Source organism: Methylobacterium sp. 10 (genome assembly GCF_000519085.1).
Classification (GTDB): domain Bacteria; phylum Pseudomonadota; class Alphaproteobacteria; order Rhizobiales; family Beijerinckiaceae; genus Methylobacterium.
In genome coordinates, this window is sequence record NZ_KI912577.1 from 2,516,498 (window position 1) to 2,531,488 (window position 14,991).

The window sequence follows — 14,991 nt, forward strand, 5'->3', positions numbered from 1 at the left end:
CGTTTGCCCGCCGGGCTCGAACCGCTATTTTCCGCCGCGCCGAGGAGGGGCAAGCCGATGCGTGTCCAGGCCTCTCATCCATCCCTTCACGCCGAAGGGCGTCCCGTCGATCCATCCTCGGCCCTTCGCCAAGTTGGGTCTGTTCCGTCCTGAAAGAGGCCTCCGGCCGAACCACATGTCTCAAAGAGTGTGCATCTCGCTCGACGCCATGGGCGGCGATCACGGTCCCACGACCGTGGTGCCGGGCGCCGCCATCGCGCGCGAGCGCCATCCCGAGATGACGTTCCTGATGTTCGGGGACGAGGCCATCCTTGCCCCGCTGGTGGCGGCCGAGCCGCGGCTGAGGGGCGCCGTGGAGATCCGCCATACGACCGTGGCGATCTCCATGGACGAGAAGCCGAGCCAGGCCGTCCGCTCGGGGCGCGGCAAGTCCTCGATGTGGCGCGCGATCCAGGCGGTCAAGGACGGGGAGGCCGATGCGGCCGTCTCGGCCGGCAACACCGGCGCGCTGATGGCCATGTCGAAGATCTGTCTGAAGACTCTGGCCGGCATCGAGCGGCCGGCGATCGCATGCCTGTGGCCGACCGTGCGTGGCGAAAGCGTCGTCCTCGATGTCGGCGCCACCATCGGCACGGATGCGGAGCATCTCGTGGAGATGGCGCTGATGGGCGCCGCCATGGCCCGGATCGTGTTCGATCTCGATAAGCCGACGGTGGGGCTGCTCAATGTCGGCACCGAGGAGATGAAGGGGAACGAGGCGGTGAAGGAAGCCGCCCGGCGCCTGCGCGAAAGCGATCTGCCGAACCTGACCTATCACGGCTTCGTCGAGGGCAACGACCTCGGCAAAGGCACCGTCGACGTGGTGGTCACGGAGGGCTTCACCGGCAACATCGCCCTGAAGACCGCTGAGGGCACTGCCAAGCAGATCGCCAGCTACCTGCGCGCGGCCATGAGCCGGACCCTGTCGGCCAAGATCGGCTACTTCTTCGCCAGGCAGGCCTTCAAGGCGCTGCGCGACAAGATGAACCCGAGCCGGGCCAATGGTGGCGTCTTCCTCGGTCTGGAGGGTATCGTCATCAAGAGCCACGGCTCGGAAGACGCTCATGGTTTTGCGGCCGCCGTCGATCTCGCGCACGACATGGCGCGGCACGACCTGATGCGGACCATTCGCGACATGCTCGAACTCACGCCCGTTGCCGCCTCCGCATGAGGTGGTCGATGCCGGATCGGATCTGACATGGCGGTTACACGCTCCGTAGTGGTGGGAACGGGCTCGGCCCTGCCGGCACGTCTCGTGACGAACGACGAGTTGACGAGGACCGTCGACACGTCCGACGAATGGATCGTGCAGCGCACGGGCATCCGCCAGCGCTATCTGGCGGGTGCCGGCGAGACCACGTCGACCTTGGGGATCGCGGCCGCCAAGGCCGCCCTGGACGATGCGGGGCTCGGGCCTGAGGATATCGATCTCGTCATCTGCGCCACCTCGACGCCGGACCATACGTTCCCGTCGGTGGCGACCCAGATCCAGGCGGGGCTGGGCATCCGCTCCGGCTTTGCCTTCGACATCCAGGCGGTCTGCGCGGGCTTCGTGTACGGTGTCTCCACCGCCGACAAGTTCATCGCGAGCGGAAGCGTGCGACGCGCTCTCGTGGTCGGTGCCGAGACCTTCTCGCGCATCCTCGACTGGGAGGACCGCACGACCTGCGTGCTGTTCGGCGACGGCGCCGGGGCGATCGTCCTCGAAGCTCAGAACGGTGAGGGGGCAAGCGACGATCGCGGCGTGCTCACCAGCCATCTAAGGTCCGATGGACGGCACCGCGAGAAACTCTACGTCGATGGCGGACCCGGCTCCACCGGCACCACCGGTCATCTGCGGATGGAGGGCAAGGAGGTCTTCCGCTTCGCCGTGGGCTCGGTGACGGATGTGATCGCCGACGCTTTCGCAGCCACGGGGACGAGCGCGGACGACCTGACTTGGTTCGTGCCGCATCAGGCGAACCGCCGCATCATCGAAGCCTCGGCCGACAAGCTCGGCATCGATCGGCGCAAGGTCGTCCTCACCGTCGACCGGCACGGCAACACTTCGGCGGCGTCCATCCCCCTCGCCCTCGACACCGCCCGCAAGGACGGTCGCATCAAGCGCCGCGACCTCGTGATGATCGAGGCCATCGGCGGCGGCTTTACCTGGGGTGCAGCGCTGATCCGCTGGTAGGTCGAGCACGGGGCAGAGCACAGTCCCGAAGCTGAACCATTAAGTCCTGTTGACCTGCGGTCTAACGCAGATTAGCGTGTGCGATCATAGAGATACGTCAAAAAATACGATTCGTTTGGGGAATGACGCATGGCAGGAAAGACGGTCACACGCGCCGATCTGAGCGAGGCCGTCTATCAGCAGGTCGGGCTGTCGCGGACGGAATCCGCGGCGCTCGTCGAGACCGTGCTGTCGGAGATTTGCACCTGCCTCGCCTCGGGTGAAACGGTTAAATTGTCATCGTTTGGGTCCTTCGTCGTTCGCGGCAAAGGCCGGCGCGTCGGGCGCAACCCCAAGACCGGTGTCGAGGTAGCCATCGAACCTCGCCAGGTCATGGTGTTCAAGCCATCCAACGTGCTCAAATCCCGGATCAACGGCGTCAACGGCGCCGCCGAACAAGACGACGATTGAGGTCTTTCATGTCGCTGGCAGCCAAGGTTCCGGCAGAGACAGCGCTCAGCGGGGACAGCTCGTTCGAGGGGGGCATCCCCGGCGCCGGGGACAACCGCGACACGGTGGAGAAGCGCCCGGGCGCATTTCGCACGATCAGCGAAGTGGCGGACGAGATCGACGTGCCGCAGCACGTCCTCCGGTTCTGGGAGACGAAATTCGCCCAGGTCAGGCCCGTGAAACGCGCGGGTGGTCGGCGCTACTACCGGCCTGAAGACGTAGACCTGATCAAGGGCATCCGGCGCCTGCTCCATGAACAGGGCTATACCATTCGCGGTGCTCAGCGCGTCCTGAAGGAGAACGGCATTCGGTTCGTCCAGTCGGTGGGGCGGGGCGAGGCCGAGGTGGCGGCTCCGAGCCAACGGGATCTGGAATCCGGGGAATGCGAGGCCGACGACGAGGCCATTTCCGGAACGGCGAGCGACGACGACAATCTCGGCGTTGACCGGCTGGCCCTCCAGGAGGTCCTCGACGATCTCCATGCCTGCCGCGACGCGTTGCAAAAGCTGCGCGACCCATCGGATCTCGCAACTCGCTGCTGACACGACGATCCGGCGATCCAAGCCGGCGCGATCATGCGGTTAGGGATTCGACGGAAACGCTTCGATCCCCTCGACGGCGGGCTTCGCCCTTCCCACATGCAGCGGGCCACGGCGGTCACATAGAATTCAGCCCATAAGGTCGCCAGGCATCACCGGAGACCGCCCGATGTACGCCGCCAAAACGAATGCCTTTCTCGCAGCCGGCCTGTTGATCGGCCTCGCCAGCGCCCCGGCCATGGCCCAGGACACGGCGACCCGCACCGAGACCGCGGCCCCCGGAAAGAGCGTCCGCATCCTCATCGCCTCGAACCTGAAGGACGACTGCAAGCCGGGGTCGATGCCGGAGATCCGCATCAGCACCTCCCCCAAGAACGGCTCGCTCATCACCAAGACCGGCAGCGTCACGACCCCGGCGAGCCACAAATGCCCGAACAAGAAGACCGCCGCGACGGGTGTCTTCTACCAGAGCAAGGACGGCTTCACCGGCACGGACGAAGTCGTGGTCGAGGTCAAGAAAGCCGACGGGAAAACCACCACCCAGACCATCACCATCACCGTAGGCGGCTCGGCCACGAAGGGTGGGGACGACACGAAGAAGGGCGCCACGGACCTGTGATCCGTCCCTGAAACGCCTCTGATACGACGGTCCCGGCGGCCCGCATTCGCACCGCCGGGTAGCCGACTGTGGCAAGCTTCCCACGCTCGACTGCTGTCGCGACCGCACTGCGACAAAACTGGGCCTGTCAGTTGCATCCGAGCCGAGACAGGATGAAGCTGCGTCAGTCGTGAAGGGATCGGGATGCCAATGCCATCGACGAACGACCTGTTTCAGAGCTTCGCCCGCGGTTACGAGGCCCGCCGCGATACGGAAATGAGCCTGTCCGAGTTCATGGAGGCGTGCCGGGACGAGCCCCTCATGTATGCGACCGCGGCCGAGCGTATCCTCGACGCGATCGGCAAGCCGGAGTTCGTGGACACTGCCAAGGACGCACGTCTCGGCCGGGTGTTCATGAATCGGACGATCCGGGTCTATCCCGCCTTCTCCGAGTTCTACGGCATGGAAGAGACGATCGAGCGGATCGTCTCGTTCTTCCGCCACGCGGCGCAGGGGTTGGAAGAGCGCAAGCAGATCCTTTACCTCCTCGGCCCCGTCGGCGGCGGCAAGTCGTCGCTCGCCGAACGCCTCAAGGCGCTGATGGAGGTCCACCCCATCTACGTCCTGAAGGCCGGCAACGAGGTCTCCCCGGTCTTCGAGAGCCCGCTCGGATTGTTCGACCCCGAGGTGATGGGCGCTGAAATCCAGGAACGTTACGGCATTCCGCGACGCCGCCTCACCGGCCTGATGAGCCCCTGGGCCTTGAAGCGCCTTGACGAGTTCAACGGCGACATCTCGCAGTTCAAGGTGATCAAGGTCCGGCCCTCGCGCCTGCGCCAGATCGGCATCGCCAAGACCGAGCCCGGCGACGAGAACAACCAGGACATCTCGTCCCTCGTCGGCAAGGTCGACATCCGCCGCCTCGAGACCCTGTCCCAGGCGGATCCGGACGCCTACTCCTATTCCGGCGGCCTTAACCGGGCAAACCAGGGCGTCCTCGAATTCGTCGAGATGTTCAAGGCGCCGATCAAAATGCTGCACCCCCTGCTGACGGCGACGCAGGAGGGCAATTACGTCGGCACGGAAAATATCGGCGCGATCCCGTTCACCGGCATCATTCTGGCGCACTCGAACGAATCCGAGTGGCAGACCTTCAAGACCAACAAGAACAACGAAGCGTTCATCGACCGCATCTACGTCATCAAGGTGCCCTACTGCCTGCGGGTGACGGAGGAGCAACGGATCTACGAGAAGCTGGTCTCGGGCTCCGAACTGGCGGAGGCCGCCTGCGCCCCCGGCACTCTGGAGATGCTGGCCCGGTTCTCGGTGCTCTCCCGCCTGCGCGAGCACGCCAATTCCAACGCCTTCTCGAAGATGCGCGTCTATGACGGCGAGTCCCTGCGCGAGGTCGATCCCCGCGCCCGCTCCATGCAGGAATACAAGGATGCCGCCGGCGTTGACGAGGGGATGGACGGCATCTCCACCCGCTTCGCCTTTAAGGTGATGGCGGCGACGTTCAACCACGATACGACGGAAGTCTCGGCCGACCCCGTCCATCTCATGTACACGTTGGAGCAGTCCCTGCGGCGCGAGCAGCTGCCACCGGAGACCGAGAAACGCTATCTGGAGTTCATCAAGACCGAGCTCGCGCCGCGTTATGCTGAGTTCATCGGCCACGAGATCCAGAAGGCCTATCTCGAATCCTACCATGATTACGGCCAGAATCTGTTCGATCGATACATCGACTATGCCGATGCGTGGATCGAGGATCAGGACTTCAAGGATTCCGAGACCGGGCAGCTCCTCAACCGGGAGCTCCTCAACCAGGAGCTCACCAAGATCGAGAAGCCGGCCGGCATCGCCAACCCGAAGGATTTCCGCAACGAGGTCGTCAAGTTCGCTCTCCGTTCTCGGGCTCAGCATGGCGGGCGCAACCCGTCCTGGACGTCCTACGAGAAGCTACGCGAAGTGATCGAACGGCGGATGTTCAGCCAAGTGGAGGAACTGCTTCCAGTCATCTCCTTTGGTTCCAAGAAGGACGGCGAGACGGAGAAGAAGCACGGTGAGTTCGTCGATCGCATGATCGCGCGAGGCTATACCGAGCGGCAGGTTCGCCGTCTTGTGGAATGGTACATGAGGGTGAAGCAGGCGGGTTAGGACGGCGACACGTCCGGTCGCGGCGAGGCGCCGGCGGGCATCGCGGTGCCCGCCGGGCACGACCGTCGAACGTGCCAGGGTCTCAGGGGCCAGGGTCTTGAGGGCGAGGACGAAAGCACCGGATGCACATCGTTGACCGTCGGTTGAATCCCGGAGGCAAGAGCCTTCCAAATCGCCAGCGCTTCCTGCGCCGGGTCAAGGACATGGCCCAGCGCGCGGTGCGCGAATCCGCCCGCGAAAAGGATATCAAGGACCTCGGCAAGGACGGGCGCGTCACGGTTCCCGGAGACGGCGTGCGCGAGCCCCGCTTCAGCCGCCAATCCGGCACCGGCCTGCAGGACTACATCCTGCCCGGCAACAAGACCTATGTAGAAGGGGACCGCATCGAGCGCCCGCAAGGAGGCGGCGGGGGCAAAGGCTCCGGCCAGGGTGGCGAGGGCTCCGAGAACAGCGAGGATGCGTTCCACTTCGTGCTGACGCGGGACGAGTTCCTCGAACTGTTCCTGGAAGACCTCGAACTGCCGGATCTAGCCAAGCGTCGCCTCTCGATCGTGGAGACGGAAGGCCTGCGGCGTGCCGGCTACACCGTATCGGGCTCGCCCGCCAACCTTGCGCTTACCCGCACCCTGCGCAATTCCATGTCGCGGCGCATCGCGCTCAAGCGGCCGAAGCCGGAGGAGATCGCGGAGCTCGAAGGCCTCATCGCCGAGGCCGATCTCCGCGACCCCCGGCTTCCCGACATGAGGCTCGCCCTGGAGGCCCTGCGCGAACGCACCAAGCGGATCCCCTACGTCGATCCGATCGACCTGCGCTATCGCCGGTTCGAGCCCTATCCGCGCCCGATCGCCCAGGCGGTGATGTTCTGCCTCATGGATGTGTCGGGCTCGATGACCGAGCACATGAAGGATCTCGCCAAGCGCTTCTACATTCTGCTCCACATCTTCCTGACGCGGCGCTACCGGCACGTGGAGATCGTCTTCATCCGTCACACCGACAAGGCGACGGAGGTGGACGAGGAGACGTTCTTCGGCTCGCGCGAAACCGGCGGCACATTGGTCTCGTCGGCGCTTGTGGAGATGAAGCGCGTCATCACCGAGCGCTACGACCCGAACGACTGGAACATCTACGCGGCCCAGGCCTCGGACGGCGACAACGTGTCGAGCGACGGCCCGACCTCCACCGAATTGCTGCGCGCCCATATCCTGCCCGCCTGCCAACACTTCGCCTATCTCGAAGTCGGCGACGAGAACGGCCCCCGCGCCGGTTTCGTCGAGCACCGTACCACCCTATGGCGCACCTACGAGGCTCTGGCCAAGTCCGGCGGCGCCATCGCCATGCGCAAGGTCAACCATCGGCGCGACATCTACCCGGTCTTCCGCGAATTGTTCGGGCGCAAGGACGCGCGCGCCGAAGCGGAGGCGTGACCCGCGGGGAGCCGGCTTCGGGACGAGCCGGTGCCGGATCGATGAGGTGAGCCCTTCCTCTCGCACGGGGGAGGGGAGGAGAGCCGGAACGCTCGGAGAGAAGGACGACGATGGTCACGAACCTCCACTTCCCCGCATCGCCGACGATGTCCGGCGGACAGACACCTTTGTTCACCGGCAACGACTGGGATTTCGACACGATCCGCCGCATCCACGATGCCTGCGAAAAGATCGCCGGCGAGGAACTCGGGCTGTCCTGGTATCCGAACCAGATCGAGATCATCACGGCGGAGCAGATGCTCGACGCCTATGCCTCCATCGGCATGCCGCTGTTCTACAAGCATTGGTCGTTCGGCAAGCACTTCGCCCAGCACGAGGCCGGCTATCGCCGCGGCATGATGGGCCTCGCCTACGAGATCGTCATCAACTCGGACCCGTGCATCTCCTATATCATGGAGGAGAACACGGCGACGATGCAGACCCTGGTGATCGCGCACGCCGCCTTCGGTCACAACCATTTCTTCAAGAACAACTACCTGTTCAAGCAATGGACCGATGCCGAGGGGATCCTCGATTACCTCGACTTCGCCAAGGGGTTCATCACCCGCTGCGAGGAACGCTACGGTCACCATGCGGTGGAGCAGGTGCTCGACGCCGCCCACGCCCTGATGAGCCAGGGCGTTCACCGCTATCCGCGCAAGAAGCGGCCGGACCTCGCCTCGGAGCAGCGGCGCGAGCGCGAGCGGGCCGAGCACGGCGAGCAGATCTACAACGACCTGTGGCGCACCCTGCCGCAGAAGAGCGCGGGGCTCCGTCCCGACGCCGCCCTGGAGCGACGCAAGGCCCTTCTCGAACTGCCTCAAGAGAACCTGCTCTACTTCCTGGAGAAGGCGGCCCCGCGCCTGCGTCCGTGGCAGCGCGAGATCCTGCGGATCGTCCGCCTCGTGGCGCAGTATTTCTATCCCCAGCGCCAGACCAAGGTAATGAACGAAGGCTGCGCCACCTATTGCCACTACCGGATCATGAACTCGCTTTCGGAGAAGGGGCTCATCGGCGAGGCGGCCTATCTCGAATTTCTGCAGTCACACACCAACGTCGTTCGCCAGCCGAACTACAACGAGCGCGGCTATGGCGGGCATAATCCCTATGCCATCGGCTTTGCCATGATGCAGGACATCGCTCGCATCGTGGAGCAGCCGACAGAGGAGGATCGCGAGTGGTTCCCGGAGATCGCGGGCACGGGCGACGCCATGGCGACCCTGCGCGACATCTGGGCGAACTACCGCGACGAGAGCTTCATCGCGCAGTTCCTGAGCCCCAAGCTCATGCGCGACATGCGGCTGTTCCACGTGGTCGACAACCCATCCGAAGCGGAGTTGCGCGTGGAGGCGATCCATGACGAGCGCGGCTACCGCAAGTTGCGCCGCTCATTTGCCAGGCAATACGACGTCGCCTGGCTCGATCCGGATATCGAGGTGATCGATGTGGATCTGGAGGGCGACCGCCGCCTCATCGTCCATCACAAGGCGCTGAACCGGATCACGCTCCAAGCCGACGATGCTTGTCGGGTCCTGCAGCATCTTGCGGATCTCTGGGGCTACGACGCGGTGCTCAGGGAGATCGATCCGGCCACGGACGCGATCCTGGCCGAGCATCACGCGGCAGCGCGGCCGATTTTCTTCTGAGGCTCCGGGGACGCTGAATTGAACCCCGATCCATCGTATTTGACGGATCGCGCTCTCGGTTCTTTCGCAGACCTCTGCTCATCCTCGGGGTCAGGCAAGCAACGAGGTGGTCATGAATGAGCGTCGGTTCGATGAGCGGCGGCGTAGGGACGAGGCCGGCCTCATTGCCATAGACGAGCACACGACGCTTCCCTGCATCGTCTACGACATCTCCGCCTCCGGCGTTCGACTCACCCTTCCGGAGACCGCCCTGGTCCCCGAAACTTTCATTCTGCATTCGGCGTGTATCGAGGGAATCGAAGTGTGCCGCGTGGTCTGGCGCGGCGACGAGACCATCGGCGCGACCTTCAACCGGGCATCGGCCTGACGTCCATATCGGAGCCGGATGACCGCTGCCCGGTTCCCGACTCGTCAACACGACCTGGAAACACGTAAAAGGCCGGGGACAGCGCGCCCCGGCCTCAAACGTCAGAGCGGAGGACATCTGCACTCACGCCGATGTCACCGCATTTTAATGGTCGGAGTAGCAGGACTTGAACCTGCGACCCCCTGTCCCCCAGACAGGTGCGCTACCGGGCTGCGCTATACTCCGTCAAGAACCGCTCTGAACCCGTCGTTCGCGTAAATTGCTGTTCCGGTGACTGATCTTAAGACCAGTGCGCTGACCGGGCCGCGCTACGCTTCGACACCCCGTGGAGGGCAGAGGGGTCTTAGCTTCACGGTCACCCATGTGCAACCCCTTTTCCGTAGCTCCGGCACGCGACCTCGCGCGCCGGAGCCTGTCGTCGTCACGCGTGCGAGGGCGTCGCGTGGGGGTCGTGCTTGTCAGGGGTGGTGTCGTGCGGATCCTTGCCGCGCTTCTTGGCTAACCAGATCAGGACGTTGCGGATCGCCACGTAGAAGACCGGGGTGAGGAACAGGCCGAAGAACGTCGCGCCGATCATGCCGAAGCAGACCGCGGTGCCGAGAGCCTGACGCATCTCGGCGCCAGGGCCGGTGGCGATGACGAGGGGCACCGTACCGAGGATGAAGGCAAAGGCCGTCATCAGAATGGGGCGCAGGCGCAGGCGGCAGGCCTCCACCGCGGCGGCGACCGGCCCCTTCTTCTCCGTCTCTTCGAGCTGGTGGGCGAACTCCACGATCAGAATGGCGTTCTTCGCCGCCAGACCGATGAGCACGATCAGTCCGATCTGGGTCAGGATGTTGTTGTCCTGTCCTCTGAACTGGACAGCGCCCAGGGCCGAGAGCACGCCGGTCGGGACGACGAGGATGATCGCCAGCGGCAGCGCCCAGGATTCGTACTGCGCAGCCAGCACCAGGAAGACGAGGAGCACGCCGAGACCGAAGACATAGATCGCGGTGTTGCCCGTCGCCTTCTGCTGGAAGGCGATCTCGGTCCAGTCGTAGGCGTAGCCCTCCGGCAGGGACTGGGCGATCTTCTCCATCGCCGCGAGCGCCTGACCGGTCGATATGCCAGGCTTGGCATCGCCCTGGATCGGTACCGAATAGAACAGGTTAAACCGCTGCACGATCTGCGGCCCGCTGATTTCGCGGATCGAAGCCAAAGTCCCCATCGGCACCAGGGCGCCGGTGGAGGAGCGGACCTTGAGCCGTTCGATGTCGCCCTTCTCCAGGCGGAAGGCCGCATCGGCCTGCGCACGTACCTGGTAGATGCGGCCGAACGTGTTGAAGTCGTTGACGTAGGCGCCGCCAAGATTGGTCTGCAGCGTGGCGAAGACCGAAGCCAGCGGCACGTTCAGCATCCGCGCCATCGTGCGATCGATGTCGATGAAGAGCTGGGGCGTATCGTTGCCGAAGGTGGTGAACACCCGCTGGACGTCGCTGCTCTGGTTCGCCTGACCGAGGATCTCGTTCGTGGCGGCCAGGAGCGGAGCGATCGCCGAGCTCTGCCGGTTCTCGATCTGCATCTTGAAACCACCGCCGGTGCCGAGGCCGCGGACCGGGGGCGGCGGAATGAACAGGACGCGGGCCTCCTGAATCGAGGCGGTTGCCTTGAACACGTCTCCGGTAATGGCGGCCGCCGTTCTACCGGTCGTGGCTCGCTCCTTTGCCCCCTTCAGAACGAGAAACATCACGGCGCCGTTGGTGGTGTTGGTGAAGGTCGCACCATCGAAGCCCGAGATGATGACGGCATCGGCGACGCCGTCGACCTTCAGGGCCATGTCGGCGGCCCGCCGCACCACGGCGGTGGTACGTTCCAGCGCCGAGCCTGCGGGCAGCTGGACGACGCCGATGAGATAGCCCTGGTCCTGTTGCGGAATGAAGCCCGTGGGCGTCGTCGTGGCCACATGCAGCGTACCGGCGATGATCGCGGCGTAAACCACCATCATGCCGAGCAGGCCGATCATACGGCCGGTGAGAAATTGGATCGTGGCGGCATAGCCATGCGACAGCTTGTCGAAGCCCCGGTTGAACAGGTCGGCGAGCCAGGCGACGAACCGCGTCAGGAAGAATTTCGGCTTGGCATGTTCGTGGTGAGGTTTGAGCAGCAGCTTGCACAGCGCTGGGGACAGGGTCAGCGAGTTGAACATCGAGATGATGGTCGATGCCGCGATGGTCAGCGCGAACTGCTTGTAGAACTGTCCCGAAATGCCCGGGATGAAGGCGGTGGGGATGAACACGGCCGACAGGACGAGGGCGATGGCGAGCACCGCGCCGCCCACTTCGTCCATTGTCTTGTGCGCGGCGTCTCCGGGCGAGAGCCCCTCGGCCATGTTCCGCTCGACATTCTCCACCACCACGATCGCGTCGTCGACGACGATGCCGATGGCGAGGACAAGGCCGAACAGGGTGAGGTTGTTGATGGAGAAGCCGAACGCCTGCATGGCCGCGAAGGTGCCGATCAGCGAGACCGGGATCGCGATCACCGGGATCAGCGCCGTACGCCAGCTCTGCAGGAAGACGATGACCACGACCACCACGAGGGCTACGGCCTCGAACAGGGTCTTGTAGACCTCGTGGACCGATTCCTCGATGAACTCGGTCGGGTTGTAGGCGATCCTGTACTGGACCCCCGGCGGGAAGCTCTTCTTGATCGTCTCCATTGTCGCCCGCACCTGCGTGGCGGCTTCGAGGGCGTTGGTACCCGGACGCTGGAACACGCCGACGCCGACGGCGGGAGTGGAGTTCAGGAAGGACTGGGTGGTGTAGTCCTTCTGCCCCATCTCGGTGCGGGCGATATCCTTCACGCGCACGAGGCGGCCGTCGCTGGCCTTGACGATGACCTCGGTGAATTCCTCCGGAGTCTGGAAGCGCCCCTGGGACTGGACGACGAGCTGGAAGGCGTTGTCCTTCGGCGCCGGCGGGGCACCGAGGGCACCAGAGGCGACCTGGACGTTCTGCTCCTGGAGGGCAGAGATCACGTCGGTGGTCGAGAGGCCGTAGGCGGAGAGCTTGTTCGGGTCGAGCCAGATACGCAGGGCGTACTCGCTGCCGCCGAAGACCGTGATGTCGCCGACGCCGTCAAGGCGCAGCAACTCGTCGCGAATGCGCAGGTAGATGTAATTGGAGAGGTAGTTCTGGTCGTAGGTGTTGTCCGGCGACAGCAGGTGCACGACCATCATCAGATCGGGCGAGGACTTGCGGACGGTGACGCCGAGGTTGCGCACGTCGGGCGGCAGGCGCGGCTGTGCCACCGAGAGACGGTTCTGCACCAGCACGTTGGCGATATCGAGATTGGTGCCGACCTTGAAGGTGACGGTTAGCTGCATGTTGCCGTCGTTGGTGGACAGCGACGTCATGTAGAGCATGTTGTCGACGCCGTTCACCTCCTGCTCGATGGGCGTCGCGATCGTCGCCGCCACGGTCTCCGCATTGGCGCCGGGATAGGAGGCGCGCACGACGACGGTGGGCGGAACGATCTCGGGATATTGCGCGACCGGCAGCGACTCGTAGGAGACGTAGCCGAGGATCAGGAAAATGATCGACGTCACCGACGCGAAGATCGGCCGATCGACGAAGAAGTGGGCAAAGCGCATCGGTCAAACCTCTCGCCGCACAGGAGCCCTCTGGCACCTCCGCGGGAATGTTTCTTCGTTCGCCGTCACGAACCCGCCGAATGTCCTGCCCCTGAAACGGAAGGCGGAAACCGGCGGGCCCGGTCTAGATCGGGGTGCGCGTCAGGTGCGGCTCGGCGGCAGCGTGCTCGCCTCTGCCGTCACCTTGGCGCCGGGGCGGACGCGGGACAGGCCGTTGACGACCACGTTCTCGTCGCCCTTCAGGCCTTCGCGGATCACGCGGTAACCATCGACCTTCGGCCCGAGCTTCACGTCGCGGGTGCTCACCGAGCCATCGTCGGCCACGATGTAGACGATGCGCTTGTCCTGGTTCGCGGAGATGGCATCGTCGGGGAGAAGGATGCCCTGGAAGGGCTTCGTCGCCGGCAGCGAGACGATGCCGAACAGGCCCGGCTTGATGAAGCCGTCCGGGTTCTCGACGGTGGCGCGCAGCAACACCGTGCCGGTGGCGTTGTCGACGCGGTTGTCCACGAAATCGAGGGTGCCCTTGCGGGTCGGCTTCACCTCATTGGTGAGGGCGATCAGGATCGGAACGCCCTTGCCCTTCTGCGTCTGACCCATGCCGATGCCGAGGCTGCCCTGGTACTTCAGGAAGGAGCGCTCATCCACGGTGAAACCGAAATAGATCGGGTCCAGGGAGACGATCGTCGTCAGCTGCGTCTGGTCGGTGATGACGATGTTGCCCTCGGTGACGAGGCGCTGGCTGATCCGGCCCGAGATCGGTGCCCGGACCTCGGTGAAATCGTAATTGAGCTGCGCTTGGCGCAACTGCGCATCGGCGCTGTCCACATTGGCCTGTGCCGTCTGCGACGCCTGCCGGCGCTGATCCGTCACCTGCTCGGAAATGTTGCCGGAACGGCTCAGGGTCTGAGCACGTTCGAGATCGGTCTGGGAGAAGGTCAACCCGGCCTGGGCAGAGGTGAGTGCGGCCTTGGCCTGATCGAGGGCGGCCTTGTAGGGGCGACGGTCGATGACGAAAAGAAGGTCGCCCTTCTTCACCGTGGCGCCGTCCACGAAATTGACCTTCTCGAGATAGCCGGTGACCCGCGCCCGCACGTCGACGATCTCCACGGGATCGAATCTGCCCGTATACATATCGGTCTCGACGATCTCGCGAACGACCGGCTTGGCTGTGGTCACCTTCGGCGGCGGACCACCGGGCGCTTGGGCGGAGACCGGAGCGGAGAAGGTCAGAAAGACGGCGGACAGGAGGATCGCGGACGACCATCCGGAAAGCGGACGCTTGTTCATTTTGCTTTTCCCTGCGCCCTGCGAGCTAAAGGCACCGTTCCCGTAACGTCGTGCGCTGCCGCACATAGCCCGTGGAGCGATGGGATTGAGACGTGGAAGAGTCGCCAGATCGTCGTTCGACCGGACTTCAGACACCCAATGTTCAGGACTCGACCGTTTCCCCGGCAAGATACCAGTCCTTGAACCCGCCGACATAATGCTCCTCAACCGCGATCCCGGCGGATTGAGCAGCGGCCAGGGCGTGGACCGAACGGACACCGGCCGCGCATGAAAAGACCGGGCGACGCCCGTCCTCTGCGATCAGCGCCGACAAGGCACGCGTGTCGAAGCTCGACAGTGGGTGAGGGACGGAACCCGGAATGTGGCCGGCCGAATATTCGTGCGGCTCACGCACGTCGATGAGCAGGATCGAGTGATCGTCGAGCCCCCGCTTGATCGTCTCCCGGTCGAGATCGACAACCTTCATGCGCTTGGCCCTCGCTTCGGCGCCACGTTGTGGCCCGTGGCGAATGTTCTTATGCGTCAGGCGTCATCACGGCAAATCCCCTGGCGGCCGAAGCCTCGACGCGGCCGTCCGGGCGCAAAAGCGACGACCG

Annotated in this window: 12 protein-coding genes and 1 tRNA gene; 9 read left to right on the plus strand and 4 right to left on the minus strand. The window is 64.5% G+C overall.

The features are described 5' to 3' along the window. Positions 1-175 precede the first annotated feature (175 nt). The 9 genes from plsX (at position 176) to K368_RS24480 (ending at position 9,474) form a co-directional block, all read left to right on the plus strand. Positions 176-1,210, plus strand: coding sequence for a phosphate acyltransferase PlsX (gene plsX / locus K368_RS0111615; RefSeq protein ID WP_027172563.1), 1,035 nt, complete (start codon positions 176-178; stop codon positions 1,208-1,210). A 27-nt stretch (positions 1,211-1,237) separates the two neighbouring features. Continuing rightward, entirely contained in the window at positions 1,238-2,215 is a 978-nt protein-coding gene (locus K368_RS0111620) for a beta-ketoacyl-ACP synthase III (protein WP_027172564.1), read from the plus strand. Between the two features lie 129 nt (positions 2,216-2,344). Next, positions 2,345-2,665: an integration host factor subunit alpha gene (locus K368_RS0111625; protein WP_027172565.1), complete on the plus strand. Its 321-nt coding sequence runs from the start codon at positions 2,345-2,347 to the stop codon at positions 2,663-2,665. Positions 2,666-2,673: 8 nt separating this feature from the next. Further along, positions 2,674-3,246, plus strand: coding sequence for a MerR family transcriptional regulator (locus K368_RS0111630; RefSeq protein WP_027172566.1), 573 nt, complete (start codon positions 2,674-2,676; stop codon positions 3,244-3,246). Between the two features lie 166 nt (positions 3,247-3,412). Continuing rightward, positions 3,413-3,862 carry a hypothetical protein gene (locus K368_RS0111635; RefSeq protein ID WP_027172567.1) on the plus strand — a complete coding sequence of 150 codons (450 nt, stop codon included), beginning with the start codon at positions 3,413-3,415 and terminating at the stop codon, positions 3,860-3,862. Between the two features lie 183 nt (positions 3,863-4,045). Next, the gene (locus K368_RS0111640; protein ID WP_027172568.1) at positions 4,046-5,998 is read left to right on the plus strand and encodes a PrkA family serine protein kinase; all 1,953 of its coding nucleotides are present in this window, start codon (positions 4,046-4,048) and stop codon (positions 5,996-5,998) included. Positions 5,999-6,120: 122 nt separating this feature from the next. Beyond that, positions 6,121-7,422 carry a YeaH/YhbH family protein gene (locus K368_RS0111645; RefSeq protein WP_027172569.1) on the plus strand — a complete coding sequence of 434 codons (1,302 nt, stop codon included), beginning with the start codon at positions 6,121-6,123 and terminating at the stop codon, positions 7,420-7,422. Positions 7,423-7,532: 110 nt separating this feature from the next. Then, the gene (locus K368_RS0111650) at positions 7,533-9,107 is read left to right on the plus strand and encodes a SpoVR family protein (RefSeq protein WP_027172570.1); all 1,575 of its coding nucleotides are present in this window, start codon (positions 7,533-7,535) and stop codon (positions 9,105-9,107) included. 112 nt (positions 9,108-9,219) lie between these two features. Then, positions 9,220-9,474, plus strand: a complete 255-nt coding sequence (locus tag K368_RS24480) for a PilZ domain-containing protein (protein ID WP_027172571.1) — start codon at positions 9,220-9,222, stop codon at positions 9,472-9,474. A gap of 148 nt (positions 9,475-9,622) precedes the next feature. Here the strand turns inward: K368_RS24480 and K368_RS0111660 are convergent. The 4 genes from K368_RS0111660 to K368_RS0111675 all read right to left on the minus strand — a co-directional run bounded on the left by K368_RS0111660 (position 9,623) and on the right by K368_RS0111675 (position 14,861). Next, positions 9,623-9,699 (minus strand) — tRNA-Pro (locus K368_RS0111660). 196 nt (positions 9,700-9,895) lie between these two features. After that, positions 9,896-13,105, minus strand: a complete 3,210-nt coding sequence (locus K368_RS0111665; protein ID WP_027172572.1) for a multidrug efflux RND transporter permease subunit — start codon at positions 13,103-13,105, stop codon at positions 9,896-9,898. A 141-nt stretch (positions 13,106-13,246) separates the two neighbouring features. After that, a complete protein-coding gene (locus K368_RS0111670) occupies positions 13,247-14,395 on the minus strand; it encodes an efflux RND transporter periplasmic adaptor subunit (protein WP_027172573.1) in 1,149 nt (382 codons plus the stop codon). A gap of 142 nt (positions 14,396-14,537) precedes the next feature. Beyond that, positions 14,538-14,861, minus strand: a complete 324-nt coding sequence (locus K368_RS0111675) for a rhodanese-like domain-containing protein (RefSeq protein ID WP_027172574.1) — start codon at positions 14,859-14,861, stop codon at positions 14,538-14,540. Positions 14,862-14,991: the final 130 nt, after the last annotated feature.

Excerpts from the sequence above, each read along its gene's own strand:
- K368_RS0111635 (WP_027172567.1), top strand. The coding sequence starts at position 3,413 with ATGTACGCCGCCAAAACGAATGCCTTTCTCGCAGCCGGCCTGTTGATC.
- K368_RS0111625 (WP_027172565.1), top strand. The coding sequence starts at position 2,345 with ATGGCAGGAAAGACGGTCACACGCGCCGATCTGAGCGAGGCCGTCTAT.
- plsX (WP_027172563.1), top strand. The coding sequence starts at position 176 with ATGTCTCAAAGAGTGTGCATCTCGCTCGACGCCATGGGCGGCGATCAC.
- K368_RS0111675 (WP_027172574.1), bottom strand. The coding sequence starts at position 14,861 with ATGAAGGTTGTCGATCTCGACCGGGAGACGATCAAGCGGGGGCTCGAC.
- K368_RS0111620 (WP_027172564.1), top strand. The coding sequence starts at position 1,238 with ATGGCGGTTACACGCTCCGTAGTGGTGGGAACGGGCTCGGCCCTGCCG.
- K368_RS0111640 (WP_027172568.1), top strand. The coding sequence starts at position 4,046 with ATGCCAATGCCATCGACGAACGACCTGTTTCAGAGCTTCGCCCGCGGT.
- K368_RS0111665 (WP_027172572.1), bottom strand. The coding sequence starts at position 13,105 with ATGCGCTTTGCCCACTTCTTCGTCGATCGGCCGATCTTCGCGTCGGTG.
- K368_RS0111670 (WP_027172573.1), bottom strand. The coding sequence starts at position 14,395 with ATGAACAAGCGTCCGCTTTCCGGATGGTCGTCCGCGATCCTCCTGTCC.
- K368_RS0111650 (WP_027172570.1), top strand. The coding sequence starts at position 7,533 with ATGGTCACGAACCTCCACTTCCCCGCATCGCCGACGATGTCCGGCGGA.
- K368_RS0111645 (WP_027172569.1), top strand. The coding sequence starts at position 6,121 with ATGCACATCGTTGACCGTCGGTTGAATCCCGGAGGCAAGAGCCTTCCA.
- K368_RS0111630 (WP_027172566.1), top strand. The coding sequence starts at position 2,674 with ATGTCGCTGGCAGCCAAGGTTCCGGCAGAGACAGCGCTCAGCGGGGAC.
- K368_RS24480 (WP_027172571.1), top strand. The coding sequence starts at position 9,220 with ATGAATGAGCGTCGGTTCGATGAGCGGCGGCGTAGGGACGAGGCCGGC.